Consider the following 25,680-nt stretch of genomic DNA (forward strand, 5'->3'; position numbering starts at 1 on the left):
CCCCCCGCGCCCCGCGCCCCGCGCCCCGCGCCCCGCGCCCCGCGCCAAGATCGTGCTCGAACCAGGAAGTAGTGGTGTGCGGCGTCCGGGAGGCCCCTACATCATGGATCGAGCACGATCTTGGCGGTCCGCACCGGCCGCCGGGCCCACCGCGGCCGCCACAGCGCCCGGACTCCGCGCACCACGCCCGCAACTCGCCTGGGGCACCCGGCACCCGCGACTCGCGCCCCCCGCAACTCGCGCCGCCCTGCACGCAGCGCCCGCGGCGAGTGCGGGGCACGGCGGGTACGGCGAGGGCCCCGCCCCCAGCGATCCGGAGATCGCGGGGACGGGGCCCGTCGTCGTTCAGCGGGTCACTTACCGCCGGCGAGCTTCTCCCGCAGTGCGGCGAGCGCCTCGTCGGTGGCCAGCGTGCCGGCCGGCTCCTCGGCCTGCCGGCTCGGGGCCGGGCTGGACGAGGAGGTGGTGCCACCGCCACCGCCGCCGCCAGCGGCCGGAACGGCCGGAGTCGGGTTGGCGGCAGCCTCGGCGTCGGCGGCCCGAGAGGTCTGCACCTGCTTGGTGTGGGCCTCCCAGCGCAGACGAGCCTCGGCGTACTGGTTCTCCCAGGTCTCGCGCTGCTTGTCGTACCCCTCGAGCCACTCGCCCGTCTCCGGGTCGAAGCCCTCGGGGTAGATGTAGTTGCCCTCGGTGTCGTACGTCGCGGCCATGCCGTAGAGGGTCGGGTCGAAGTGCTCCTCGCCCTCGACGAAGCCCTCGTTGGCCTGCTTGAGCGACAGCGAGATCCGGCGGCGCTCAAGGTCGATGTCGATGACCTTGACCATGACCTCGGAGCCAACCTGGACGACCTGCTCCGGGATCTCCACGTGGCGCTCGGCCAGCTCGGAGATGTGGACCAGGCCCTCGATGCCGTCGTCCACGCGGACGAACGCACCGAACGGAACCAGCTTGGTGACCTTACCCGGCACGATCTGCTGGATCGCGTGGGTGCGGGCGAACTGCCGCCACGGGTCTTCCTGGGTCGCCTTCAGCGACAGCGAGACCCGCTCGCGGTCCAGGTCGACGTCCAGGACCTCGACCTCGACCTCCTGGCCCACCTCGACGACCTCGGACGGGTGGTCGATGTGCTTCCAGGACAGCTCGGAGACGTGCACCAGACCGTCGACGCCGCCCAGGTCCACGAAGGCGCCGAAGTTGACGATCGAGGACACGACGCCCTTGCGGACCTGGCCCTTCTGCAGCTTGTTGAGGAACTCGGTGCGCACCTCGGACTGCGTCTGCTCCAGCCAGGCCCGGCGGGACAGGACCACGTTGTTGCGGTTCTTGTCCAGCTCGATGATCTTGGCCTCGAGCTCCCGCCCGACGTACGGCTGCAGGTCGCGCACACGACGCATCTCGACCAGGGACGCGGGCAGGAAGCCGCGCAGCCCGATGTCGAGGATGAGGCCGCCCTTGACCACCTCGATGACCGAACCGCGGACGACGCCGTCCTCGTCCTTGATCTTCTCGATCGTGCCCCAGGCCCGCTCGTACTGCGCCCGCTTCTTGGAGAGGATCAGACGACCCTCCTTGTCCTCCTTCTGGAGGACCAGGGCCTCGATGTGGTCGCCAACCGTCACAACCTCGGCGGGGTCCACGTCGTGCTTGATCGACAACTCCCGAGAGGGGATGACACCCTCGGTCTTGTAGCCGATGTCGAGCAGGACCTCGTCCCGATCGACCTTGACGACGGTGCCTTCGACAATGTCGCCGTCGTTGAAGTACTTGATGGTCTCGTCGATCGCGGCGAGGAATGCCTCCTCGGAACCGAGATCGTCGTGGGTGACCCGGGTGGCGCTCGAGGGGGCCTCGATGCTGCTCGTCATGTGGGCGGTTGCTCCGGTCGGTGGGTTGTCACAGCAGGCTGGTGTGTCGCAGTGACCTGTTCGCGCCAGCGGATCCGTCGCCGGGCACACCGAACGATCGCCTAGTGAGATCATGATGTGGCTCCGTCGACCGCGCACCTGCTCCCTGCCGAGGCAACGCGATCCGCGAGCGCATCGTCTAGCCTACCGTGCGCATTACCACAGCGTGCAAGCCCTCCCGGGTTCTCTTCGTGCGATGACCTGCGAAAGCCGAACAATCGCCCGGAAAACACCCCTGCTGTCTCCTGCGTCACAGCAGCCCCTCCCGCCCCCGCCGGCGCGCACCACCCGGCCCGCGCGAGGGGTCGCGCAGATCGTGGACGCGCGCCGCCGTACCCAATGGGGTGGGTGGGGCCTAGCGTGAGCGCGTGGATGACGACAGCCGGGTTACCCGGCGCCGGGTGGGTGACGCCGAGGCCCGGCGCGCCAACCGCGGCTGGTGGGACACCGACGCCGACGACTACCAGGCCGAACACGGCGCGTTCCTCGGCGACGTGGACTTCGTGTGGTGCCCGGAGGGCCTGCGCGAGGCCGACGCCCGGCTGCTCGGCGACGTGTCGGGGCGGCGGGTGCTGGAGGTGGGCGCCGGCGCCGCGGCCGCCGCCCGCTGGCTCGCCACCCAGGGCGCCCGGCCGGTCGCCTTCGACCTGTCCGCCGGCATGTTGCGGCACGCCGCCGAGGCCGCCGACCGCACGGGGGTACGCGTACCGCTGGTGCAGGCCGACGCGCTCGCCCTGCCGTTCGCCGACCGGTCGTTCGACCTCGCCTGCACGGCGTTCGGCGCGATCCCGTTCGTGGACGACTCGGCGGCGCTGCTCGCCGAGGTGCACCGGGTGCTGCGCCCGGGCGGCCGGTGGGTGTTCTCGGTGACCCACCCGATGCGGTGGATCTTCCTCGACGACCCCGGCGAGGGCGGCCTGACGGCCGTGCACTCGTACTTCGACCGCTCCCCGTACGTGGAGCAGGACGAGGGCGGCGTGGCCACCTACGTCGAGCAGCACCGCACCCTCGGCGACCGGATCCGCGAGCTGGTCGGCGCCGGGTTCCGGCTGTTGGACCTGGTGGAGCCGGAGTGGCCGGAGGGACACGAGGGGATCTGGGGGCAGTGGAGCCCGCTGCGCGGACGACTCTTCCCCGGCACCGCCATCTTCGTCACCGAGAAGCCCGCCGGATGAGCGCGCCGCACGCGTTGTCCGACGTGCGAGCCATCGATCGCCGGTAGGCTCGTGTCCATGAGCGCCGAGCCCATCCCGACATCACCTGGCCCCTGGTGTCCGGACCCGATGCGGCAGCAGCGTGCCGACTACACGCTGGAGGACCTGCTCACCCTGCCGGACGACGCCCCCCGCGTCGAACTCGTCGACGGAGTTATCCAGGTGACGCCCTCCCCCACCCTGGGCCATCAAGACATCTCGCTGTTGCTAGCGCACTGGCTGCTGCAACACGTGCCGGCCGATCTTCGGGTCGTCCAGGCCGTCGGAGTCGGACTGAGTCCCAATACCAGCCGGCAGCCGGACGTGCTCCTACGGCGGGCCGACGTGGCTCCCTCCCGGTCCACTCTGCGACCGGAAGATGTCGTGCTCGCCGTGGAGATCGTTTCGCCCGGCACGCGGCGGATCGACCGGTTCGCGAAGCCGGGTGAGTACGCCGCCGCCGGCATCCCGTTCTACTGGCGGATCGAGCAGGACCCGGTGCACGTGTACGCGTACCGGATCGGCGACCGGGTGGGCCCGGGCGGTGAGCGGCAGTACGAACTGGTCGCCGACGGTGCCGACGTGATCGAGCTGACCGAGCCGTTCGACATCAAGCTGCCGGTCGCCGAGATCACCCCGTAGTCGTTTCGCCCGGGCCGCCTCGGGTAGCCGAGGACCATGGCCGGACAGAGATTCCACAAGGGCGACCATGTCTCCTGGTCGGCCCACGGCAGCCGCGCGTACGGCGTGGTGCGGGGGACGATCACCGAGCGGACGCGGATCCGCGGGCGGGCCGTGAACGCGGCCCCCGACGACCCGCAGTACCGGGTCCGCAGCGACGGCACGGGTCGCGACGTGGCCCACCGCCCCGAGGCGCTGCGTCATGAGCAGAGGTGACGACGGCCGGGACACCTACCGGGAGTTCACCGAAGCGGTGAACATGAAGCCCGGTGAGCTGTCCACGTGGCTGGAGACCGACGAGTCGAAGCAGGTCGGCTGGCACAAGGGCGGTCGTGCTGGTGGTGGCGAGTCCGTCGGGCACGAATCCGGGCGGAAGATCATCAACCTGCTCTGCCGCAAACGCGGTGACCTCTCTGACGGCGACTACAAGCACATGCGCAAGGTCGTCGGCTACGTACGCCGGCACATGGCGCAGCGCCCCTCCGGCAACGTCCGCGACACCAAGTGGCGCTGGTCCCTCATGAACTGGGGCCACGACCCCCTGAAGTAGCCGGCCACGATCAGAACCAGGGCGACGGCCCTTATCCACAACGCCAACGGCCGCGACAAGATCGACCCGGTCAGGGGTTCCGGGGCAGCCTGACCCACGCAGGGATCAAGCCTGACCGCCCGGAGTGGGTCGGGCTGCCCCGGAACCCCCACACCGCAACCACCAAAGACGCAACCAAGAAACGATCAGTGATCGGCGCTGTTCCAGTCCCGGCCCAGACCGACCGACACCTCCAGCGGCACCGACAACGGGTAAGCCTCGCCCATCTCCCGCCGGACCAGGGCCTCCAACGACTCCCGCTCACCCGGGGCGACCTCGAAGACCAACTCGTCGTGCACCTGCAACAGCATCCGTGAGCCCAGCCCAGCCTCGCGCAGCGCGGTGTCGACGTGCAGCATCGCCACCTTGATGATGTCGGCGGCGGAGCCCTGGATGGGGGCGTTGAGCGCCATCCGCTCCGCGATGTCACGGCGCTGCCGGTTGTCGCTGACCAGGTCGGGCAGGTAGCGGCGTCGGCCGAGGATGGTGGAGGTGTAGCCGTCCTGGCGGGCCCGGGCGACCACCTGCTGGAGGTAGTCGCGCACCCCGCCGAAGCCGGCGAAGTAGTTCTCCATCAGCCCGCGCGCCTCTTCAGTGCTGATGCTGAGCTGTTGGGACAGGCCGAAGGCGCTCAGGCCGTACGCCAGGCCGTAGTTCATGGCCTTGATCTTGCGGCGCTGGTCGGGCGTGACCTCGTCGAGCGGCACCCCAAAGACCGACGAGGCGGTGGCGGCGTGGAAGTCGGCGCCGGAGTTGAACGCGTCGATCAGCGCGTCGTCCGAGCTGAGGTGCGCCATGATGCGCATCTCGATCTGGCTGTAGTCGGCGGTGAGCAGACTCTCGTAGCCCTCCCCCACCACGAAGGCCCGCCGGATCCGACGACCCTCCTCGGTACGGATCGGGATGTTCTGCAGGTTGGGCTCGGTGGAGGAGAGCCGACCGGTGGCCGCCACCGTCTGGTTGAAGGTGGTGTGGATCCGCCCGTCGTCGGAGACCGACTTGAGCAGCCCGTCGACTGTCGACTTGAGCTTGGCCACGTCCCGGTGGCGCAGCAGGTGGGCCAGCACCGGGTGGGGCTGCTGCACGTAGAGCCACTGCAGGGCGTCGGCGTCGGTGGTGTAGCCCGTCTTGATCTTCTTGGTCTTCGGCAGACCCAGCTCGGTGAAGAGGATCTCCTGCAACTGCTTGGGCGAGCCGAGGTTGAACTCCCGACCCACCGCCTCGTACGCGCCCTGCGCGGCGGCCTTCACCTCGGCGGCGAAGTGGGCCTCCAGCTCGGAGAGATAGTGGGTGTCGGCGGCGATGCCGGTGCTCTCCATGGTGGCCAGCACCCGCATCAGCGGCAGCTCCACGCCGGCCATCAGCCGGGCGGACTGCTCGCCGTCGCGGGACAGCTCGGCGTCGATCGCGTCGGCCAGGTCGAGGGTGGCACGGGCCTGGAGCATCAGATTCTGCTCGACAACCCCTTCGTCGCCGAGGCCGTCGAGGGTGAGCTGGCCGGACTCCGGGACGTCCACCCGCAGCTCCCGGTGCAGGTAGCGCAGCGCCAGGTCGGTCAGGTCGTAGGACCGCTGGTCGGGGCGGGCCAGGTACGCGGCGATCTGGGTGTCCCGGACGATGCCGGCGAGCTGCCAGCCGTGCGCGGCGCAGGCCAGCACGGCCGGCTTGCTGTCGTGCAGCACCTTGGGGCGCTGCGCGTCGGCCAACCAGCCGGCCAGGGCGCCCTCGTCGGTCGGGTCGAGCTGCGCCGGGTCGACCCAGGCAGCGGCGCCGCCGGCGGTGGCCAGCGCGAGACCGGTGATCGAGGCGGTGTGCCGGCGGTTGGGGCCGGTGTCGAGTTTGACCGCCAACCCGACCGGGGTGCCGGTCGGAACGTGCGTGGTCAGCCACCCGGCCAGCGCACCGGGCTCGGTGAGCACCTCGCCGGTGAGGTCGAAGCCGGACTCGGCCTCCGGCTCGACCGCCTCCAGGTACTGGTAGAGACGGTCGCGCAGGATGCGGAACTCCAGGGTGTCGAAGACCTGGTGCACCGCCTCCCGGTCCCAACCCGTCCAGCGGGTCTCCTCCGGGCGCAGCGGCAGCTCCAGGTCGGAGACGAGACAGTTGATCTCGTAGTTGCGGATCACGTCGGCGAGCCGCTCCCGCAGGCTGTCGCCGGCCTTGCCCTTGATCTCGTCGGCCCGGGCGATCACGCCCTCCACCCCGCCGTACGTGGTGATCCACTTGGCCGCGGTCTTCGGGCCGACGCCCGGGATGCCGGGCAGGTTGTCACTGGTCTCGCCGACCAGCGCGGCGAGGTCCCGGTACTGCTGTGGCGGAACGCCGTACTTCGCCTCGATCGCCGCCGGGTCCATCCGGGCCAGGTCGGAGACGCCCTTACGCGGGTAGAGGACGGTGATCTGATCGTCGACCAACTGGAACGCGTCGCGGTCACCGCTGCTGATCAGCACCGACATGCCCTGGTCGCGGGCCTGGCAGGCGAGCGTGGCGATGACGTCGTCGGCCTCGAAGCCCTCTTTCTCCACCACCGGGATCTGCAGCGCGGCCAGGACCTCCTTGACCAGGCTGACCTGGCCCTTGAAGTCGGTCGGGGTCTCGCTGCGGCCGGCCTTGTACTCGGCGTACTTGTCGGTGCGGAAGGAGTGGCGGGAGACATCGAAGGCCACGACGATGTGGGTGGGCTGCTCGTCGCGCAGCACGTTGATCAGCATCGAGGTGAAGCCGTACACCGCGTTGGTCGGCTGCCCCGTCGTGGTAGAGAAGTTTTCCACAGGCAGGGCGAAGAACGCCCGGTATGCCATGGAATGTCCGTCAACGAGAAGCAGGCGCGGTGTCGTAGCTGTCACGGCAGCGACTCTAGCCCGCCGCTACGACAGGACGGGACACCGGCACGACGCCCGGCGCGGCCGTTCGGAACGGCCGCGCCGGGTACGACTCAGAGCACCTTGGCCAGGAACGCCTTCGTCCGGTCATGCCGGGGGTTGGCGATGACCTCGCGCGGCGCGCCGGACTCCACCACTACGCCGTCGTCCATGAAGATCAGCGAGTCGCCGACCTCCCGGGCGAAGCCGATCTCATGGGTCACCACGATCATCGTCATGCCGTCGCGGGCCAGGTCCTTCATCACGTCGAGCACCTCGCCGACCAGTTCCGGGTCCAGCGCGCTGGTGGGCTCGTCGAAGAGCATCAGCTTCGGCTGCATCGCCAACGCCCGGGCGATGGCCACCCGCTGCTGCTGCCCGCCGGAGAGCTGCCCAGGGTAGCTACCCAGCTTGTCGCCGAGCCCCACCCGCTGGAGCAGCGCGGCGGCCCGGTCCCGGGCGGCGGCCTTGCGCTCCCGGCCCGACAGCACCGGCGCCTCGGCGACGTTCTGCAGGGCGGTCATGTGCGGAAAGAGGTTGAACCGCTGGAACACCATGCCGATCGCGCGGCGCTGGGTGGCGATCTCCTTCTCCCGCATCTCGTGCAGCTTGCCGCCGCGCTCCCGGTAACCGATCAGCTCGCCGTCCACCCGGATCCGGCCGGCGTTGATCTTCTCCAGATGGTTGATGCAGCGCAGGAACGTCGACTTGCCCGAGCCGGAGGGCCCGAGCAGACAGCAGACCTCCCCGCTGCGGACCTCCAGGTCGATGCCCTTGAGCACCTCTACCGACCCGAACGACTTGTGCACCTGCTCAGCGCGGACCATCACGCCGTCGTCGGCCGTTCCCGCGGCCCCCGCCGGTGTCGTCACCTGCGTCATCACCGACCCGCCTCGCTCGCGCTACCGCCGGCCTCCGCGGTGATCCCGCGCAGCCTGATCTTCGCTTGGGCGCTCTTGCCGAACCCCTTGGAGAAGTGCCGCTCCAGGTAGTACTGCCCGACGAGCAGCACGCTGGTCAGCAGCAAGTACCACAGGCAGGCCGCCACGTACATCGGGAAGACCTGGAAGGTCCGGTTACCCACGGCCTTGAGCTGGAAGAACAGCTCGGTGGAGACCGGCACGAAGGCCACCAGCGAGGTGTCCTTGAGCATCGCGATGGTCTCGTTGCCGGTCGGCGGGATGATCACCCGCATCGCCTGCGGCAGCACGATGCGGCGCAGGATCTGGGTGCGGCTCAGGCCCAGCGCCTGCGCCGCCTCGGTCTGCCCCTCGTCCACCGACTGGATCCCGGCCCGAACGATCTCGGCCATGTACGCCGCCTCGGAGAGCCCGAGCGCCAGCATGCCGGCGACGAATCCCGTGAGGATCTCCAGCGCGGAGAAGCCGAACAGACGTGCCTCGAAGTCGTCGACGCCGAAGAGCGCGCCGATCTGCCGATCGAACGGGAGCCCGAACTCGATCCGGGCCCAGAGGATGCCGAGGTTGCCGAAGAGGATCGCCAGCACCAGCCGGGGCACCGCTCGGAAGAACCAGGTGTACGCCCAGGAGACGCCCCGCAGGATCGGGTTCTCCGACAACCGCATGATGGCGACGACAACGCCGAGACTGACGCCGATCACCATCGCGAGCACTGTCAGCGCGAGCGTGCCGCGCAGACCCTCCATGATCGGCGGCCGGAACATCTCGTCGACCATGAACGCCCAGTTGAACGCCTTGTTCGTCACCAGCAGGTGGACGAACATGGCCACCAGCACCCCGATCACGGCGACCGCTACCCAACGCCCAGGATGCCGGACGGGCACGGCCTGGATGGGTTCCGGCCGTGCCCGTTCGGTTGTGTCCGTTTCCGACGACATGCGTCAGTTGGCGGGGTTCAGCGCCGAGGAGGTGATGGCGCCGCCCTCGACGCCCCACTTCTTCAACGCGGTCTGGTACGAGCCGTCAGCGATGACCGCTTGGACGGCCTCCTTGAGCACCTCGGCGAAGACGGTCTGGTCCTTCTTGACGGCGTAGCCGTACGGGGCGGACTCGTAGATCTCGCCGACCAGTTCCAACGAGCCGTTGCTCTGCTTCACCGCGTACGCCCCGACCGGGGAGTCGGCCAGCATGGCGTCGTTCTTGCCGCTGAACACGGCGGCCGTGGCGTCGCTCTGCGCCTGGTACTGGTCGATGGTGATCGCCGGCTTGCCGCCGGTGGTGCACTTCTTCGACCGGGCGGTGATGTCGTCGAACTGCACGGTGCCGGTCTGCACGGCGATCTTCTTGCCGCAGGCGTTCTCAATGTCGATCTTGGCCGCGTTGCCGGCCTTGGTCACCCACTGGGTGCCGGCGGAGAAGTAGCTCACCATGTTGACGCTCTTGAGCCGCTCGGCGTTGATCGTGAACGACGACACGCCGATCTCGTACTTGGCAGAGTCGACACCGGGCAGGATCGCGTCGAAGGGCGCCGACTCGTACTCGGCCTTGAGACCGAGCTTCTGCGCCACCGCGTTGAACAGCTCGACGTCGAAACCGACCACCGTCTTGCCGTCGGCGTCGAGGAACTCCGCCGGGGCGTACGTCGAGTCGGTGCCGACCTTGATCACACCGTCGGCCTTGATGGCGTCGGGCACCTTCCCGGCCAGCGCCGAGTCGGCCGCCGCCGTGACGGTCGGACCGGCACCGGGCGTGCCGCTGTTCTCCTTCTCCCCACACGCCGTCAGCGAGAGGGCGATCAGCGCCGCGCTGGCGGCACCGAGCGCCGCCCGGCGGGCACCGTTGGTATTGAACATGTCTCTGCACTCCTTGCGTGAGGGGTGTGACGGCCGCTCAGGCCACGCCGAGGTATGCCTCTTTGACCGCCGGGTCGTGCAACAGCTCGGCGCCGGTTCCGGTCTTGACGATCTTGCCGGTCTCGAGCACGTACGCCCGGTGCGCTCGGGCCAGCGCCTGCTGGGCGTTCTGCTCCACCAACAGGACTGTGGTGCCCTGCTCGTTGATCTCCTTGATGATGTCGAAGATCTGTTGGATCAGCATTGGCGCCAACCCCATCGAGGGCTCGTCGAGCAACAGCAGCTTGGGCCGGCTCATCAACGCCCTACCGACAGCCAGCATCTGCTGCTCGCCGCCGGAAAGGGTACCTCCGGCCTGCTTACGTCGCTCCGCCAGCCTGGGGAAGAGGTCGAGCACCCGGGCCAGGTCCTCGGCGATCCCGGCACGGTCGCGCCGGGTGTACGCCCCCATGTCCAGATTCTCGAGAACCGACATGCCGGGGAAGATCCCCCGGCCCTCGGGCGCCTGGCAGAGCCCTCGCCGGACCCGCAGGTCCGCTCGGAGCTTGGAGATGTCCTCGCCCTCGAAGCGAATGCTGCCGGTGGCGATCGGCCGAATCCCGGAGATGGCCCGCATGGTGGTCGACTTCCCGGCGCCGTTGGCGCCGATCAGCGCGACGATCTCACCCTCGGCCACGGTCAGGCTGATGCCGTGCAACGCCTGGATCCGCCCGTAGAGCAGGCTCACATCGTCGATCTCAAGCAACATCGTCCGGCACCCCCAGGTACGCCGCGACCACCTTCGGGTTGTCCCGCACCTCGGCGGGCAGCCCCTCGGCGATCTTCTTTCCGAACTCCAGCACGACGATCCGGTCAGTGACGCCCATGACCAGGCGCATGTCGTGCTCGATCAGCAGCACGGTCACGCCGGTGTCCCGGACCTGCCGGATGAGCTGGAGCAGCTCCTCCTTCTCCGCCGGGTTGAAGCCGGCGGCCGGCTCGTCCAGGCAGAGCAGCACCGGATCGGTGGCCAGCGCCCGGGCGATCTCCAACCGCCGCTGCTCCCCGTAGGAGAGGTTGCGGGCGAACTCGTGCAGCCGGTGCCGGATGCCGACGAACTCCAGCAGCCGCTCGGCCTTCTCCCGTCCCTCGCGCTCCTCGCGCCGGTGCCGAGGCAACCGGAACAGAGCGGAGAGCACGCTGGTCTTGTGGTGCGCGTCCGCGCCGACCTGGACGTTCTCCAGGGCGGTCATCTCCGGGAACAGGCGGATGTTCTGGAACGTCCGGGCCATACCCATTTGAGTGATCTGGTGGCGCTTCTTCCCGCTGATCTTGCCGCCACGGAACCGGATCTCACCCGTGGTGGGCTGGTAGATGCCGGTCATCGCGTTGAAGCAGGTGGTCTTGCCAGCGCCGTTCGGGCCGATCAGCCCGAGGATCTCCCCCTTGTAGAGGGTGAAGTTGACGTTGTCGAGCGCGACCACGCCGCCGAAGCGCAGCGTGACGTCGTCGACCTCCAGCAGCGGCTCCCGGCTGGGGACCGCCTCCATCGCCGGCGCGCCGGCCTGCGCCGGAACAGCCGGCGTCTGATCGGTGTCACTCACCGACGATCACCTCCTTGCGACGGTCTTTGAACTCCGCCGCCCGTCGTCGGTTCGGAATCAGGCCCTCCGGCCGGAAGATCATCATCACCACGAGGACCAGACCGAAGATCAGGAACCGGTACTCGTACAGCTCCACGCCGAACAGCTCAATGCCGCGGAACCGCTCGATCATGTACGCCACCAGGCCACCGCCGACGATCGCGCCGACGATGTTGCCCGAACCACCGAAGATCACCGCCGCCAGGATGATGATCGAGTTGAGCAGCTCGAAGTTCTGCGAGTTGACGAAGTTCTGCTTACCCGCGAAGAGTGCGCCGGCCAGGCCGGCGATCGCGGCACCCGAGGCGAACGCCCAGAGCTTGAACTTGAACGTCGGCACACCCATCAGCTGCGCGGCGTCCTCGTCCTCCCGGATCGAGATCCAGGCCCGACCGACCCGACTGTGCGTCAGGTTCCGTACACCGATCACCACGAGGATGATCAGCGTGAGCACCAGCCAGTAGTACGGCCGGGCGTCCAGCACGCCGAAGAACGGCTTGCCGTCGGCGTACTTGCCGGGCGGGTGCGGGATCTGGTTGAAACCCCGCTGGCCCTTGAGGAACTCCGAGCTGACCGCGGCGATCCGGATCATCTCGGCGAAGCCGAGCGTCACGATCGCCAGGTAGTCACCGCGCAGACGCAGCGTCGGCGTACCGAGCATCACACCCGAGAGCATGGTCAGCCCGATCGCCAGCGGCACCACGAGCAGCCACGGCCAGAGCGTCTTGAGGTTGCTGCTCGGCGAGGTCAGCACCGCGACGGTGTACGCGCCGACGGCGAAGAAGCCGAAGTAGCCCAGGTCGAGCAGGCCGGCGAAACCGACCACGATGTTCAACCCGACGGCCAGCAGCACGTAGATCGAGACGGTGAACAGCACCTGCGTGAAGTTCGCACCGGGGGTCGGGATCGGCCCGAGATACTGGTAGAACTCCTTGTTCGGCAGCGCGTAGAAGAACGCGATCACCGCGACCAGCAGCGCCCAGCGCACCCAGCGCGGCGCGCCACGCCACCGTTCTCCGGCCGCCTCGCGGCCGGAACGCACCCTCTCCAGGACGGTCGTCATGCCCGTGCCCTCCCCAGCGATTCGCCCAGCAGACCGGTCGGCCGGAACATCAGCAGCACCACCAGCACCGCGAAGGCAGCAAAGTCCTTCCACTGACTGCCGAACAGACCGGCGGCGTAGTTCTCCACCACGCCCAGCAGCAGGCCACCGATCAGCGCGCCGCGCAGGTTGCCGATACCACCCAGCACCGCGGCGGTGAATGCCTTGAGTCCCAGCAGGAAGCCGACGCTGTAGGTCAGGGTCTGGATCCGCACGTCGTAGAGCAGACCGGCCACGCCGGCCATCGCACCACCGGTGATGAAGACCATCAGGATGATCCGGTCCTTGTTCACACCCATCAGCGCGGCGGTGTTGGCGTCCTGGGCCACGGCCCGGATGCCCCGGCCCGTGCGGCTGCGGTTGATGAAGAGGTCCAGCAGGACCATCATCAACAGCGCCGCGCCGATCGTCAGCAGTTGCACCGAGTCGATCGGCACGCCGAAGAGGTGGAACAGCGGTTTGCTGCTCACCAGACTGGGCGCGCCCTCCGGCAGTCGGCGGGTCCAGATGCCGAAGGCCTCGGAGATCGCGATCGAGGCGCCGATCGCGGTGATCAGGAAGGCAAGCGGCGGGGCGTTGCGCTTACGCAACGGCCGGTACGCCACCCGCTCGATCACCGTCGCGGTGCCCGCCGAAGCGATGGCGGCGACGATCATCGCCACCAGCAGGTAGAACAGGATCGATCCAACCCCGCTGACCTGTGAGTTCTGGTCGAGTCCAAAGCCGTTCCAGGTCCAGATCGCCGCGAACGCGCCGGCGATGAAGACCTCGGAGTGAGCGAAGTTGATGAGTCTCAGCACGCCGTAGACCAGCGTGTAGCCGAGCGCGACCAGGGCGTAGATCGCGCCCTGGGTCAGGCCGGTCGTGGTGAGTTCCCCGAAGTTGGAGAACAGTCCATTGAAGTCCAAGGGAGGGACGCTCCATCACGTCTGGAGAGAAAATTGGGGTGCGGCCGGGAGCGAGCAGCTCCCGGCCGCACCCGCGATCACAACTCAATCGCCGAAGCAGCGACCAACATCAGGACTTCGGGATCTCCTGGTCCGGGACAACCTTGCCGCCGGTGACCTTGAAGGCCCAGACCTTGACCTGAGCCGGGTCCAGCTCGCCAGTCTCGGTGAACTTGTAGCTCGCCGCGACACCCTCGCCGCTGTAGCCCTTCACGAACTCCAGCAGGCTCTCACGGGTGGTCTTGCCAGCCTTGATACCGGCCAGCAGGATGTTCGCCGCGTCGTAGGCGGTGTCGCTGTAGGTGCCCGGGTCGGTGCCGTTGAGCGCCTTGAACTCCTGCACGAAGGTGCCTCGGGCCTCAGCGGCCGGCTGGCACGGGCAGGTGAGGATGGTGCCCTCGGCCGCCGCCTGACCAGCGGAGGTGATGTACGCACCGTCGTTGACGCCGTCGCCGGCGACCAGCGGCGCGGTGACCCCGGCAGCGGTGAGCTGCTTACGGATCAGGCCGGCCTCCTGGTAGTAACCGCCGTAGAAGATCGCCTTCACGTTGGCGGCCTTGACCTTGGTGACCACGCCGGAGAACTCGGTCTGCTTGCCCTCGCCCTGGACCTTGTCCGAGCCGACAACCGCCGAGCCGAGCACCTTCTTGACCTCGTCGGCCAGGCCGGCACCGTACGCGGACTGGTCGTCGATGACGTAGACCTTGTCGGCCTTCATCACGTTCTTGATGTAGTTGCCAGCCGCCGGGCCCTGGCTGAAGTCGTTGCCGACCGCGCGGAAGAAGGTCTTCCACTTCTGCTCGGCCAGGCTGGGCCGGGTCGCGGACGCGGTGATGGCCACCAGGCCGGCCTCGTTGAACAGCGGGCCGGCGGCCTCGGACTCACCCGAGTAGGCCGGGCCGACGACGCCAAGGATCTTGGTGTCGTCGATTGCCTTCTGCGCCAGACCAGGCGCCTGGTCGGGGCTGCCCTGCGAGTCCAGGGAGGCCAGCTCGACCTTGCAGTCGGCGTTTTCCTTGTTGTACTTGTCGACGGCGAGCTTGACACCGTTGTTCTCGTTGATGCCGAGCGCGGCCGAGCTGCCGGTCAGCGCGCCGAAGAATGCGATCTTGCTGCCGCAGGCGTCACCGCCCCCGCCTGCCGCATCGTCGCCACTGGAGCATGCGGTTCCGCCGGCGACGAGCGCCAGCATGGCGACCCCACCGATAACGCGCGCGAGCTTTTGCCTCAAGGCCCGAACCCTCCTCGTCCCATGGTCCGAACCACCCGCTGGCTATTGGCCCTTGCGGGGGCGGACGAACCAGACCGTCGTCGCCGGTCTGGGGCCGGACGTTATCCCACCGTGGAGCTGTGACGTAAGCCCCAAGCGAGCGGGTTGACCGAACCGTTACACGCCGTGGCCGATTGGAAACGATCCCTGTAAGAACCTTCGGCCGTGAAGCATTTTCACCTTTGTTTCGTCGGCACCGGCCAACGGGCTTCCGTCAGCTACCGATCAAGGTCTGACACCCCCGCCCACCAGGCACGCGACGTTTTCCCATCGTCCGTCACCAACAGCAGTCGATCTCCCGTCGAGGTCACCGCGACCGCGGTGTCTCCGCTGTCCGGTACCGGCCGCGGCATGATCATCGGCCGCCATGAGTCGCCCACATCGACCGAGAGCCACAGTGCGTGACGCTCCCCGTCCCTCGTCACCGCCACCAACCTCTGCCCGACGGCCACCAACCCGGCCGCCGACGCCACACCTGGTCCGGCCGCCCCGAATCCGCCCGCCGGCCGCCAGCCCTGCGTGGTCAGCCGCCAACTGACGAATCCAGCCCGCACCGGCCCGACCGCCACCGGCACGTCGCCAAGCACCGCCACCCGTTGCGCCTGCCCCCGCCCCTCCACCACCGGCAGGGCGGCCCGCTGCCAGCTCCGGCCGTCCGTCGAAGACCAGGCCAGCGGCGCCAGCGCGGTACCCCCGGGCGGCAGCAGCGCACCCACCATCAGCCAGCCCGACGGCACGGCGACCGCGTCGTACGCCGCCGTCCGCCCCCGCTCGTCGCCGGCCAGCTCTGGCGCGCCCTCCACCAGCGCGAACCCGGCCGCGTCCGGGGAGATCCAGGCCGCCGCACCGTCGATCCGACTACCGGCGATCAACCAGCCCTGCGGCCCCGCCGCCAGCCGGGCCACGTTGACCGCGCGCGGCCCGGCGTACCGCTCGAAGGGCGCGTCCACCTCGTGCAGCGTGCCGTCCGACGCCTGCCTCCAGGTACCGGTGCGGGGATTGCCGTGCGCGCCCCCGCTCTTCGCCCCGACCGCCGCCAGCCGTCCGTCCCGGCAGGCCGCCGCGGAGAGCACGTGCTGCTGGCCGTAGAACGTCACTGGCGCCGTCGGCAGCGGCACCCAGGAATTGGCGTCCGCGCTGCTCCAGGCGGCCGGGCGGGTCTCCCCGGCCAGATCGACCACGCCGCCGACCACGTACCACCGGCCGGCACAGGCGGCGGCGTCGCGCACCACCGGTCGACCCGGCACACCCGGCGTGTCCGGCAGGACCACCGACTGCCAGGCCGGCCGGACCGGTAGCGGCTCCGCACAGTCGGGACAGGCAGAGGACTCACAGGCGGCGGCCACCAGCACGGCGAGAACGCCGAGCACTGCCCCCACCCGTCGCGACACGGATCGATGCCGGTCAGGGCGCCGGGAGGGTCACCTCGCCGCCGGCGGTCTCCGCGAGGATCCGCTCGGCAACCTCTTTCATGGTCATCCGGTGGTCCATCGCCGTGCGTTGGATCCACTTGAACGCCTGCGGCTCGGTCATCCCGTACGTGGTCATCAACGCGCCCTTGGCGCGCTCCACCGACTTACGGATCTCCAGGCGGTCGGTCAGGCTCGCGACCTCCGCCTCCAGGGCCGCGACCTCCGAGTAACGCGACAACGCGATCTCCACCGCCGGGACCAGGTCGCTCTTCTGGAAGGGCTTCACCAGGTACGCCATGGCGCCCGCCGCCCGCGCCCGCTCCACCAGATCACGCTGGCTGAACGCGGTCAGAATGATCACCGGGGCGATCCGGGCACCGGCGATGCGCTCGGCGGCGGCCAGCCCGTCCATGATCGGCATCTTGATGTCGAGGATGACGAGGTCGGGCTTCAACTCCTCGGCGAGGCGTACGGCTGTCTCGCCGTCACCGGCCTCCCCCACCACCTCGTAACCCTCTTCGACCAGCATCTCGGCGAGGTCCAGCCGGATCAGCGCCTCGTCCTCGGCGATCAGTACGCGCCTACGCTCGGCATCCGTCGGCATCTCAGCCACCAGCCCTACCCCCACCATCGATCACTGCACGGCTACCACCCATGCTCCCGCATGAGAGTAGTCGGGTACAGTAGGCGCCACCCGCCGGGATGGTGGAACGGCATACACGGAAGTCTCAAACACTTCTGCCCGAAAGGGCTTGCGGGTTCGAATCCCGCTCCCGGCACCTTGTCATACAGCTGTTCGATGATATGCGGGTGCACCCACCTCAGCTACGCGCACGAGCCCGCGCCCTCCGCGCACGCGGACACACCGTCCACTCCGTGGCTCGCACGCTCTCGTTGCCGTATGCCACGGTCTGGCACTGGTGCGTCGATCGACCCGAGGCGGTGAAGCGCGGCACGGAGCTACGGTGCTTCCGGTGCCGGCCGGATGTCCAGAATCCGACCGACCCCGCCGCCTACGCCTACCTGCTCGGTCTCTACCTGGGCGACGGCCACCTGGTGACAACGGCACGCGTCCCCGTGTTGCGCATCTACTGTTCCGATGGGTGGCCCGGGTTGATTGAGGCGTGCGACATGGCCATGCGAGCCGTGCTGGCGTCGAAGGTGCAACGGGTCCAGAAACAGGGTTGCGTCGGCGTGCAGAGCTACGGCACCCACTGGCCCTGCCTACTCCCCCAGCACGGCCCGGGTAAGAAGCACGAGCGACCGATCGTCCTGGCCGACTGGCAGCGACCGATCCTCGAACGACACCCAGGTGACTTCCTGCGTGGACTGTTCCACTCCGACGGCTGTCGCATCGCCAACCGGGTGACGGTGCGCGGCAAGGCGTACGTCTACCCGCGCTACATGTTCGTCAACGAGTCGGCCGACATCATGCGGCTCTGCCAGTGGAGCCTCGACCTGCTCGGCGTCGCTTGGCGGATGAACCGGCGCAACTCGCTGTCGGTGGCGCGACGGGACGCCGTCGCCACGCTGGACCGGCACGTCGGCCCCAAGTCCTGACCGGTTCCGCGGAACACGCCGAGCGTGGCAGCCTGGCTGACGCGCGGCCGGATGGCCGGTGGCAGTGGCGGCGACAGGGGTGCGATCTGATGCGGGTGGTTGTCTTCGGTGCGACCGGGATGGTCGGTCAGGGCGTGTTGCGCGAGTGCCTGCTCGCCGATGACGTGCGGGAGGTGCTGACGGTCGGTCGGCGGTCGACCGGTGCGCGGGATCCGAAGCTGCGGGAGCTGACGGTCGCGGACGTGGGCGAGTTGGACGCGGTGCGGGCCGAGTTGACCGATGTGGACGCGTGCTTCTACTGCCTGGGGGTGTCCTCATTGGGTCTGGATGAGGCCGCGTACACGCGGGTCAGCTACGACTACCCGATGGCGGCGGCGCGGTTGTTCGCGCAGGTGAGCCCGCAGGTCACATTCGTCTACGTCTCGGGCCAGGGGACCGATTCGTCGGGTCAGGGTCGGGTGATGTGGGCGCGGGTCAAGGGGCGTGCCGAGAACGCGGTAATGGATCTGCTGCCCAACGGTTACGCGGCGCGGCCGGGGTTCATCCAGCCGACGTACGGGGCCGTGTCGAAGACGCGGTGGTACCGGTTCGGGTACGCGGTCACCCGTCCGCTGTTTCCGGTGCTGCGTCGGTTGCTGCCGAATCAGGTCACCACTACCGACGGGATCGGTCGGGCGATGTTGCGGGTCGCTCGGGAGGGTTCGCCGGTGCGGGTGTTGGGCAACCGCGAGCTGCGCTGAGGGTCAGGCGATCGTGTCGAGGGCGTGGGCCAGGTCGGCGCGCAGGTCTTCGGGGTCTTCGAGGCCGACCGAGAGGCGCAGCAGGGCGGCGGCGGGTTTGGCGTCGCCCTCGACCGGCCGGTGGGTGAGCGAGGCGGGGTGCTGGATGAGGGTGTCGACGCCGCCGAGGGACACCGCGTGGGTGATGAGGCGGCAGGCGCCGGCGACGGCGGCCGCGGCGGGCGCGCCGCCGCGTACCTCGAAGGCGAGCAGGCTGCCGGGTCCGGACATCTGCCGCCCGACCAGCGCCGCCGGGTCGTGCACCGAGGGGTGGTGCACCCGGTGTACGGCGGGGTGGTCGGCGAGCCAGCCGGCGAGTTTCTCGGCGGTGGCCTGTTGGGCGCGGACCCGCAGCGGCAGGGTTTGCAGGCCGCGGTGCAGCAGGTAGCCGCCGAGGGGGTGCAGGATCGCGCCGGTGACCGCGCGGACCTGGCGTAGGCGTACCGCCCAGGTCTCGTCGCAGGCGACGACGCCGGCGAGGACGTCGCCGTGTCCGCCGATGCTCTTGGTGGCGCTGTGCAGGACGAGCGTGGCGCCGTGGCGGGCGGGTTGTTGCAGTACGGGGGTGGCGACGGTGTTGTCGACCAGCAGTGGGATGTCGCCGGCCGCGGCGGCGAGGGCGGCGATGTCGACCAGGTCGACTGTGGGGTTGGCGGGTGTCTCGACGATGACCAGTGCGGTGTCCGGGCGGATGGCGTCGGCGACCTCGTCGGGGCGCGTCCAGGTGACTGTGGTGCCGAGCAGGCCGGTGGCGAGGACGTGGTCGGTGCCGCCGTAGAGGGGTCGGACGGCGACGACGTGTCGGCGGTCGTCGCGGGCGGCGGCGAGCAGTGTGGCGGTGAGGGCGGCCATTCCGCTGGCGAAGGCGACGGCCTGGGCGGTGCCTTCCAACTCGGCGAGGGCGGTTTCGAAGCGGGCGACGGTGGGGTTCCAGAGCCGTTGGTAGACGGCGCCGCCGTCGGCGGGGAGCGTGCCGCCGGTGGCGAGTTGCTCGTACGCGGCGCCGCCGTCGTCGACGGAGGGCAGCGGGTTGGTGGTCGACAGGTCGATGGGTGGTACGTGCACGCCGAGGGTGCGCAGATCGTCGCGGCCGGCGTGAACGGCCCGGGTGTCCATCGTTGTCATGGCGGTAGCGTCGAACATCCGGTGACTGTGGGGCAATGATTCGGCAGATGATTCTGCGAATCGGGCTGGTTTTCGTGTTGAATTCGGGCGAGGATGGTGCAATGCCCCCTGAGCCGAATGATCTGCGGCCGTACCCGGCCCTGGATGAGGTGGACCGCGCGATCCTGACCGAACTGGCGGTGGATGGCCGGCTGCCGAACAACGCCCTCGCCGAGCGGGTGGGTGTGGCGCCGTCGACGTGCCTGACGCGTACCCGGGCGCTGCGCGAGCGTGGTGCGATCCGTGGTTTTCATGCCGAGGTGGATCCGGCGGCGCTCGGTCTGCCCTTGCAGGCGTTGGTGTCGGTGCGGTTGACAGCGCACGAGCGGGCGGCGGTGGACGCGTTCCGGGCCCGGTCGGTGCGACTGCCGGGGGTGGTGTCGGTGTTCCACGTGGCCGGTGCGGAGGACTACGTGCTGCATGTGCGGGCGGCGTCCGGCGACGCGTTGCGGGACTTCGTGCTGGACCACCTGGCTGTGGACCCGGTGGTGCAGCACACGCAGACCAGTCTGATCTTCGAGCAGGCGCGCGGGATGGGCTGAGCGGCGGGTGAGGTGGCCGACGAAAACCCGCATGCTGGAACAAAGCCGGTCGGTGACGGGTTGGCTGACCGTGTGATCACCGTACCGTTGTCTGTTCTTGATCTTGCCCCGGTCGCCAAGGGCACCACCGCTGGCGCGGCCTTGCAGGCCACCACCGAGTTGGCCCGCCGCACCGAGGAGTTGGGCTACCACCGGTTCTGGGTGGCCGAGCACCACAACATGCCGGCGATCGCCAGCTCCGCCCCCGCGGTGCTGCTGGCGCACCTGGCGGCGAACACCTCGACGATCCGACTGGGGTCGGGCGGGGTGATGCTGCCCAACCACGCGCCGCTGGTGGTGGCCGAGCAGTTCGGCACCCTGGAGGCGCTGCACCCCGGTCGGATCGACCTGGGCATCGGGCGGGCGCCGGGCACCGACCAGGTGACCGCGCTGGCGTTGCGGCGCACCATGGAGGGCCTGTCGGCGGAGGGGTTCCCGCGTGAGCTGACGGACCTGATGAACTACTTCAGCGGGGAGAAGCCGGGGCAGATCATCGCCACGCCGGGCCGCGGTGAGCAGCCGGCCGTGTGGCTGTTGGGCTCCAGCGGTTTCAGCGCCCAGCTCGCCGGTCTGCTCGGTCTGCCGTTCTCCTTCGCGCACCACTTCAGCTCGCAGAACACGCTGCCGGCGTTGGCCCTGTACCGGCAGAACTTCCGGCCGTCGCAGTGGCTGGACAAGCCGTACGCGATGGTGGCGGTCAACGCCGTGTGCGCGGAGACCGACGAGCGGGCCGAATGGTTGGCCGGGCCGAGCGCCCTGTCGTTCTTGAAGTTGCGCTCCGGGCGGCCGGAGCCGCTGTCCACGCCCGACGAGGCGGCGGCCTACCCGTACTCGGAGATCGAGCGGGAGTTCGTCGTGGCGCGCCGCGACGGCCAGGCGATGGGCTCGCCGGAGACGGTGCGTCGGCAGCTGACCGACCTGGTGGAGCGCACCGGCGCGGACGAGCTGATGCTGACCACACTGGTGTACGACGTGCAGGACCGGGTGCGGTCGTACGAATTGATCGCCGAGCAGGTGGCGGGCGGTCTACGCCAGGGCGCGTGAAACACGATCTTCACGTCAGCGTCACCCCGCCGACCCGGACGGTGCCTAATGTTGGTGCCGGTGGTGGTACGGCATTCCCGGTCGGGACGGGTTGGGAATGCCGCGGTGTGGCGCACCGGGCCGGAGCTGAGCGGATTCCGCGGCTGCGGCCCGGTGCCTGCCACCCTAAGCGACCCCGCTCGGGACCGCCAGGGGTTGCATCAACGTAGGTGGATGTCTGGCGTGGGCGGGGTGCCCATTCCGTTTCCGATGAAGAACCCCGGGTGCGGCGGTTGGTTGTAGGCGGTGTTCTGCCACGCGACCGCCACCCGATACTGCGGGTCGTGCATCAGGGTGTAGATCCGGGTGCTGGTCGGGGTGGGTGTGCTGTAGATGCGCAGCGCCCGGCTGTCGGTGGTCCGCCAGATCACCTCCTCGCGCCAGTCGCCCAGGATGTCGCCGGAGAGCGCCGGCGTGGACTTGGTGCCGTTGTTGGACGCCACCCCGCTGCCGTCGAGCAGCCGGGTCTCGCCGCCGGTGCCGTACTTGTCGATCTTTGTGCCGTCGAGCAGTTCCCGCACCGGGTCGCCGTCCCACCAGGCCAGGAAGTTGGCCGAGGACGGCTTGCGGCCCACGTTCTGCCCCCTGGTGTTGGCCAGTCCGGTGGCCGCTGACGACCACGACTCGGCGCCGGGGCTGCCCGCCCAGATGTCCGCGGAGACACCCCGGCCGTTGTCGCCGGACGCCGCCGTGGACCAGAGAACCTGACCGGTACGGGCGTCGGCGAAGTAGGAGCTGGGCTTGCTGGCGTCCTCGTCGACCTTGAACACCTCCAGGCCGGCGCGGCCCGGGTCCAGGTCCCCCACATGCAGGGCGTCGCCGTGGCCGTTGCCCGTCGAGTGGAGCAGCCGGCCGTTGTCGTCGATGGTGGCGGCCCCGTACACGATCTCCTGGCGACCGTCGGCGTCGACGTCGGCCACGGAGAGCTGATGGTTGCCCTGACCGGCAGCGGCGCCGTTGCCGGAGGAGTTCGAGTCGAACGTCCAGCGCCTGGTGAGCGTGCCGTTGCGGAAGTCCCAGGCGGCGATCACCGCGCGGGTGTAGTAACCCCGGGCCATGATCAGCGAGGGGCGCTGCCCGTCCAGGTACGCGGTGCCGGCGAGGAACCGGTCCACCCGGTTGCCGTACGAGTCGCCCCAGGACGACACGGTGCCGCGCGGCGGGTCGTAGTTGACGGTGGAGGCGACCGCGCCGGTCTGCCCGTTGAACATGGTCAGGTACTCCGGGCCGGAGAGCACGTAACCGCTGGAGTTGCGGTGGTCCGCCGACGACGAACCGATGAGCTGACCAGTGCCGGAGCGGGTGCCGTCGGCGGTCTTCATGGCCACCTCGGCGCGGCCGTCGCCGTCGTAGTCGTACACCTGGAACTGGGTGTAGTGGGCGCCGGCCCGGATGTTGCGGCCCAGGTCGACCCGCCACAACCGGGTGCCGGTGAGCGTGTACGCGTCGACGTAGACGTTGCCGGTGTAGCCGGACTGCGAGTTGTCCTTGGCGTTCGACGGTTCCCACTTGAGCACGATCTCGTAGTTGCCGTCGCCGTTGAGGTCACCGACTGAGGCGTCGCTGGCGCTGTACGAGTAGCTCTCGCCACTGGGGGTGCTGCCCCCGGCCGGGACCTGCAACGGCACGTCCAGGTAGCCCGCGCCGAACTGCAACGCCGGTGGTGACGCCGCCTGCTCGGCGCCGCCCACCACGGCCCGCACGGTGTACGCCGAGCCGGCCGCCGCGCCGTTGTCGAGGTAGTTGGTGGCGCCGGTGATCGGGCTGGCGTTGACCTTGGTGGATCCTCGATAGAGGTTGAACGCCACGCCGGAGGTCTCGGTGCCGAGCAGCCGCCAGGAGATCAGGTTGCCGCTGCCGGAGCGAACGCTGACCAGCCCCCGGTCCAGCTTCTCCATCTGCACCACCCCGGCCGACGGCGGAGGCGTGGTCGGAGGTGGGGTGGTCGGAGGCGGGGTGGTCGGTGGTGGGGTGGTCGGCTCGTCGGTGGGTGGCGCTCCGGTGCAGGTGGTGCCGTTGAGCACGAAGCTGCCCGGCACCGGGTTGCTACCGGTCCACGAACCGTTGAAGCCGAACGAGGCGCTGCCGTTCGTGGCGATGGCGGTGTTGTGGTCAACGTTGCGCGCGGTCACCTGGGCGCCGGACTGGGTGACGGCGGCGTTCCACGCCTGGGTGACCTGCTGGCCCGCGGCGTACGACCAGGTGACGGCCCACCCATTGAGCGGGTCGCCGAGGTTGGTGACTGTGACGTTGGCGCCGAAGCCGCCCTGCCACTGGTTGGCGATCTGATAGTCGACCCGGCAGCCGACGGCGGCGGCCGAGGCGACGACCGTGCCGAGGGTGCCGGCCACGACGGTGGCCGCCGTCGTGGCGGCGAGCAGGGTCAGCCGATGTCTGGACGGGTGCATGCACTGCCTCCGGGGATCCGGTGATGACCGCTACGACCCACCGGCCCTGCCCGGGAAGCACAGTGGACCGACCCACCGCGACGGCGGCGGACGGCGATCTGATCGGGGTGAAACGCCCTGGAACTCACGGATCCGACTCACCGCGCATCGTAAGGCAAGCGCTTTCCGCCACGCAACATCGATGAGCATCGCTTGGTTGCGCGTTTCGCTCTTGCCTCGGCGGCGTCTCGCTCTTGCCTCGGTGATCGATGCCTGATCAACTCGTCCGGGTGAGCGCTCACCACATGGACCCTGACGAGTTCCGTCGCGCCGGCCACGCCGTCGTCGACTGGATCGCCGACTACTGGGCGACAGTGGAGCAACGGCCGGTCGCCCCGGCGGACCCCCCGGGTACGGTGGCCGCCGCCCTGCCCGGCGAGCCGCCCACCACCGGCGGCGAACCGGTCGAGGCGATCCTCGCCGACCTGGACTCGATCGTCGTACCGGGGCTGACCCACTGGCAGCACCCGGGCTTCTTCGGCTACTTCCCCGGCAACACCTCCGGCCCGAGCGTGCTCGGCGACCTGGTCAGCTCCGGGCTCGGCGTCCAGGGCATGCTCTGGGCCTCCAGCCCGGCCTGCACGGAGCTGGAGACGGTGATGATGGACTGGCTGGCCCACCTGCTGGACCTGCCACAGCGGTTCCGCTCCACCGGCACCGGCGGTGGGGTCATCCAGGACTCGGCGTCCTCGGCGACGCTGGTGGCCACCCTGGCCGCACTGCACCGGGCCAGCGGCGGCCGCTGGCGGCACACCGGCATCGACCGGCGCTACCGTGCCTACACCTCCGTCCACGGGCACTCGTCCATCGAGAAGGCGGTACGGATCGCCGGGCTGGGCGGCGACGGAATTCGATCAATCGAGGTGGACCCGGACACCCAGGCGATGCTGCCGGGCGCGCTGCGGGCCGCCATCGAAGCCGACCTGGCCGCCGGTGACGTGCCGGCCGTCGTGGTAGCGACCATCGGCACCACCTCCACCACCGCCGTCGACCCGCTGCCGGAGATCGGGGCCATCTGCGCCGAGTACGGAATCTGGCTGCACGTGGACGCCGCGTACGCGGGCGCCGCCGCCGTCTGCCCCGAACTACGGTGGACACACGCCGGCCTGGAGTACGCCGACTCCTACTGCTTCGACCCGCACAAGTGGCTGCTCACCGGCTTCGACTGTGACGCGTTCTGGGTGGCCGACCGGGCCGAACTGATCGAGGCGCTGACCGTACTGCCGGAGTTCCTACGCAACGCGGCCTCCGAATCCGGCGCGGTGATCGACTACCGGGACTGGCAGGTGCCGCTGGGCCGGCGGTTCCGATCCCTCAAGCTGTGGTTCGTGCTGCGCTGGTACGGCGCCGAAGGGCTGCGGGCGCACATCCGCTCCGGGGTGGCGCTGGCCGAACGGTTCGCCGAGCGGGTCCGCACCGACGAGCGGTTCGAGTTGGCCGCGGCGCACCCGTTCTCACTGGTCTGCTTCCGACTGCGCGCCGACGACGACACCAACGCGGCATTGCTGGCCTCGACGAACGCCACCGGACGGGTGCACCTCACGCACACCCGGGTCGCCGGCCGCTACACGCTGCGGCTGGCGGTCGGTTCACCCCAGACCACCGAAGCGCACATCGACGAAGCCTGGACCTTGCTCTCCGAGGCAGCCAACACCCTGCTCACCCCGTAACCTGCCCTCGCCCCGCCCGCTGCCCCGCGCCCCGCGCCCCGC

The 25,680-nt window shown here is 69.5% G+C and carries 22 protein-coding genes, 1 tRNA gene and 1 pseudogene; 10 read left to right on the forward strand and 14 right to left on the reverse strand.

Going from position 1 to position 25,680, the window contains the following annotated elements; all coding sequences use genetic code 11:
- Positions 1–353: 353 nt before the first annotated feature.
- On the reverse strand, positions 354–1,865 hold the full coding sequence (rpsA, locus tag MED15_RS26430; RefSeq protein WP_112582670.1) for a 30S ribosomal protein S1: 1,512 nt from the start codon (positions 1,863–1,865) through the stop codon (positions 354–356).
- A 407-nt stretch (positions 1,866–2,272) separates the two neighbouring features.
- Between rpsA and MED15_RS26435 the strand changes: the two genes are divergently transcribed.
- From MED15_RS26435 to MED15_RS26450, 4 genes and pseudogenes are all read left to right on the forward strand, one after another.
- Positions 2,273–3,079, forward strand: coding sequence for a class I SAM-dependent methyltransferase (locus MED15_RS26435; RefSeq protein ID WP_112582671.1), 807 nt, complete (start codon positions 2,273–2,275; stop codon positions 3,077–3,079).
- A gap of 108 nt (positions 3,080–3,187) precedes the next feature.
- Positions 3,188–3,739, forward strand: a complete 552-nt coding sequence (locus tag MED15_RS26440) for a Uma2 family endonuclease (protein WP_112737237.1) — start codon at positions 3,188–3,190, stop codon at positions 3,737–3,739.
- Positions 3,740–3,775: 36 nt separating this feature from the next.
- Positions 3,776–3,994 carry a hypervirulence associated TUDOR domain-containing protein gene (locus MED15_RS26445; RefSeq protein ID WP_112582673.1) on the forward strand — a complete coding sequence of 73 codons (219 nt, stop codon included), beginning with the start codon at positions 3,776–3,778 and terminating at the stop codon, positions 3,992–3,994.
- Positions 3,981–4,325, forward strand: a pseudogene (locus MED15_RS26450) (DUF3140 domain-containing protein); the annotation flags it as partial. The gene MED15_RS26445 and the pseudogene MED15_RS26450, both read left to right, overlap by 14 nt.
- Before the next feature lie 188 nt (positions 4,326–4,513).
- Here the strand turns inward: MED15_RS26450 and polA are convergent.
- From polA to MED15_RS26505, 11 genes are all read right to left on the reverse strand, one after another.
- Complete coding sequence (polA, locus tag MED15_RS26455) at positions 4,514–7,213, reverse strand: DNA polymerase I (protein ID WP_112582675.1); 2,700 nt, start codon at positions 7,211–7,213, stop codon at positions 4,514–4,516.
- 89 nt (positions 7,214–7,302) lie between these two features.
- Positions 7,303–8,109 carry an amino acid ABC transporter ATP-binding protein gene (locus tag MED15_RS26460; RefSeq protein WP_112602942.1) on the reverse strand — a complete coding sequence of 269 codons (807 nt, stop codon included), beginning with the start codon at positions 8,107–8,109 and terminating at the stop codon, positions 7,303–7,305.
- On the reverse strand, positions 8,109–9,086 hold the full coding sequence (locus MED15_RS26465; protein WP_112582677.1) for an amino acid ABC transporter permease: 978 nt from the start codon (positions 9,084–9,086) through the stop codon (positions 8,109–8,111). Before MED15_RS26465 ends, MED15_RS26460 begins: the two co-directional genes overlap by 1 nt.
- Positions 9,087–9,089: 3 nt before the next feature.
- Positions 9,090–10,001, reverse strand: coding sequence for an ABC transporter substrate-binding protein (locus MED15_RS26470; RefSeq protein WP_112582678.1), 912 nt, complete (start codon positions 9,999–10,001; stop codon positions 9,090–9,092).
- Positions 10,002–10,038: 37 nt separating this feature from the next.
- Positions 10,039–10,749, reverse strand: coding sequence for an ABC transporter ATP-binding protein (locus MED15_RS26475; RefSeq protein WP_091407914.1), 711 nt, complete (start codon positions 10,747–10,749; stop codon positions 10,039–10,041).
- Positions 10,739–11,530 (reverse strand): ABC transporter ATP-binding protein, encoded by a 792-nt coding sequence (locus MED15_RS26480; protein WP_167457740.1) that lies wholly within the window; start codon positions 11,528–11,530, stop codon positions 10,739–10,741. The genes MED15_RS26475 and MED15_RS26480 overlap by 11 nt, the downstream gene beginning before the upstream one ends.
- Positions 11,531–11,576: 46 nt before the next feature.
- Positions 11,577–12,686 carry a branched-chain amino acid ABC transporter permease gene (locus MED15_RS26485; RefSeq protein WP_112582680.1) on the reverse strand — a complete coding sequence of 370 codons (1,110 nt, stop codon included), beginning with the start codon at positions 12,684–12,686 and terminating at the stop codon, positions 11,577–11,579.
- On the reverse strand, positions 12,683–13,633 hold the full coding sequence (locus MED15_RS26490) for a branched-chain amino acid ABC transporter permease (protein ID WP_112582681.1): 951 nt from the start codon (positions 13,631–13,633) through the stop codon (positions 12,683–12,685). The genes MED15_RS26485 and MED15_RS26490 overlap by 4 nt, the downstream gene beginning before the upstream one ends.
- Before the next feature lie 109 nt (positions 13,634–13,742).
- Positions 13,743–14,903 (reverse strand): branched-chain amino acid ABC transporter substrate-binding protein, encoded by a 1,161-nt coding sequence (locus MED15_RS26495; RefSeq protein ID WP_112582682.1) that lies wholly within the window; start codon positions 14,901–14,903, stop codon positions 13,743–13,745.
- A 257-nt stretch (positions 14,904–15,160) separates the two neighbouring features.
- Positions 15,161–16,333 (reverse strand): Kelch repeat-containing protein, encoded by a 1,173-nt coding sequence (locus MED15_RS26500; protein ID WP_112699966.1) that lies wholly within the window; start codon positions 16,331–16,333, stop codon positions 15,161–15,163.
- 13 nt (positions 16,334–16,346) lie between these two features.
- The gene (locus tag MED15_RS26505) at positions 16,347–16,967 is read right to left on the reverse strand and encodes an ANTAR domain-containing response regulator (RefSeq protein ID WP_112582684.1); all 621 of its coding nucleotides are present in this window, start codon (positions 16,965–16,967) and stop codon (positions 16,347–16,349) included.
- Positions 16,968–17,050: 83 nt separating this feature from the next.
- On the opposite strand from MED15_RS26505, the gene MED15_RS26510 reads away from it, so the two are divergent.
- The 3 genes from MED15_RS26510 (at position 17,051) to MED15_RS26520 (ending at position 18,654) form a co-directional block, all read left to right on the forward strand.
- Positions 17,051–17,133, forward strand: a tRNA-Leu gene (locus MED15_RS26510).
- Between the two features lie 97 nt (positions 17,134–17,230).
- Positions 17,231–17,914 (forward strand): transcriptional regulator, encoded by a 684-nt coding sequence (locus tag MED15_RS26515; RefSeq protein ID WP_244220600.1) that lies wholly within the window; start codon positions 17,231–17,233, stop codon positions 17,912–17,914.
- 89 nt (positions 17,915–18,003) lie between these two features.
- Positions 18,004–18,654, forward strand: coding sequence for an NAD-dependent epimerase/dehydratase family protein (locus tag MED15_RS26520; protein WP_112602938.1), 651 nt, complete (start codon positions 18,004–18,006; stop codon positions 18,652–18,654).
- A 3-nt stretch (positions 18,655–18,657) separates the two neighbouring features.
- Here the strand turns inward: MED15_RS26520 and MED15_RS26525 are convergent, their stop codons facing one another.
- Positions 18,658–19,836 (reverse strand): trans-sulfuration enzyme family protein, encoded by a 1,179-nt coding sequence (locus tag MED15_RS26525; protein WP_112582686.1) that lies wholly within the window; start codon positions 19,834–19,836, stop codon positions 18,658–18,660.
- A gap of 83 nt (positions 19,837–19,919) precedes the next feature.
- On the opposite strand from MED15_RS26525, the gene MED15_RS26530 reads away from it, so the two are divergent.
- Both MED15_RS26530 and MED15_RS26535 read left to right on the forward strand, forming a co-directional pair.
- Positions 19,920–20,399: an Lrp/AsnC family transcriptional regulator gene (locus tag MED15_RS26530; protein ID WP_112602948.1), complete on the forward strand. Its 480-nt coding sequence runs from the start codon at positions 19,920–19,922 to the stop codon at positions 20,397–20,399.
- Between the two features lie 72 nt (positions 20,400–20,471).
- A complete protein-coding gene (locus MED15_RS26535) occupies positions 20,472–21,482 on the forward strand; it encodes an LLM class flavin-dependent oxidoreductase (protein WP_181541919.1) in 1,011 nt (336 codons plus the stop codon).
- Between the two features lie 200 nt (positions 21,483–21,682).
- Here the strand turns inward: MED15_RS26535 and MED15_RS26540 are convergent, their stop codons facing one another.
- Positions 21,683–23,929, reverse strand: coding sequence for a rhamnogalacturonan lyase family protein (locus tag MED15_RS26540; RefSeq protein WP_112737241.1), 2,247 nt, complete (start codon positions 23,927–23,929; stop codon positions 21,683–21,685).
- Positions 23,930–24,177: 248 nt separating this feature from the next.
- Between MED15_RS26540 and MED15_RS26545 the strand changes: the two genes are divergently transcribed.
- On the forward strand, positions 24,178–25,638 hold the full coding sequence (locus tag MED15_RS26545; protein WP_244220601.1) for a pyridoxal-dependent decarboxylase: 1,461 nt from the start codon (positions 24,178–24,180) through the stop codon (positions 25,636–25,638).
- Positions 25,639–25,680: the final 42 nt, after the last annotated feature.

Origin of the sequence: Micromonospora noduli (genome assembly GCF_003264475.1) — a bacterium.
In the GTDB taxonomy this organism is placed as follows: Bacteria; Actinomycetota; Actinomycetes; order Mycobacteriales; family Micromonosporaceae; genus Micromonospora; species Micromonospora noduli.

Excerpts from the sequence above, each read along its gene's own strand:
- rpsA (WP_112582670.1), bottom strand. The coding sequence starts at position 1,865 with ATGACGAGCAGCATCGAGGCCCCCTCGAGCGCCACCCGGGTCACCCAC.
- MED15_RS26440 (WP_112737237.1), top strand. The coding sequence starts at position 3,188 with ATGCGGCAGCAGCGTGCCGACTACACGCTGGAGGACCTGCTCACCCTG.
- MED15_RS26445 (WP_112582673.1), top strand. The coding sequence starts at position 3,776 with ATGGCCGGACAGAGATTCCACAAGGGCGACCATGTCTCCTGGTCGGCC.
- MED15_RS26460 (WP_112602942.1), bottom strand. The coding sequence starts at position 8,109 with ATGACGCAGGTGACGACACCGGCGGGGGCCGCGGGAACGGCCGACGAC.
- MED15_RS26465 (WP_112582677.1), bottom strand. The coding sequence starts at position 9,086 with ATGTCGTCGGAAACGGACACAACCGAACGGGCACGGCCGGAACCCATC.
- MED15_RS26470 (WP_112582678.1), bottom strand. The coding sequence starts at position 10,001 with ATGTTCAATACCAACGGTGCCCGCCGGGCGGCGCTCGGTGCCGCCAGC.
- MED15_RS26475 (WP_091407914.1), bottom strand. The coding sequence starts at position 10,749 with ATGTTGCTTGAGATCGACGATGTGAGCCTGCTCTACGGGCGGATCCAG.
- MED15_RS26480 (WP_167457740.1), bottom strand. The coding sequence starts at position 11,530 with ATGGAGGCGGTCCCCAGCCGGGAGCCGCTGCTGGAGGTCGACGACGTC.
- MED15_RS26485 (WP_112582680.1), bottom strand. The coding sequence starts at position 12,686 with ATGACGACCGTCCTGGAGAGGGTGCGTTCCGGCCGCGAGGCGGCCGGA.
- MED15_RS26520 (WP_112602938.1), top strand. The coding sequence starts at position 18,004 with ATGCGGGTGGTTGTCTTCGGTGCGACCGGGATGGTCGGTCAGGGCGTG.
- MED15_RS26525 (WP_112582686.1), bottom strand. The coding sequence starts at position 19,836 with ATGTTCGACGCTACCGCCATGACAACGATGGACACCCGGGCCGTTCAC.
- MED15_RS26530 (WP_112602948.1), top strand. The coding sequence starts at position 19,920 with ATGCCCCCTGAGCCGAATGATCTGCGGCCGTACCCGGCCCTGGATGAG.
- MED15_RS26540 (WP_112737241.1), bottom strand. The coding sequence starts at position 23,929 with ATGCACCCGTCCAGACATCGGCTGACCCTGCTCGCCGCCACGACGGCG.
- MED15_RS26545 (WP_244220601.1), top strand. The coding sequence starts at position 24,178 with ATGCCTGATCAACTCGTCCGGGTGAGCGCTCACCACATGGACCCTGAC.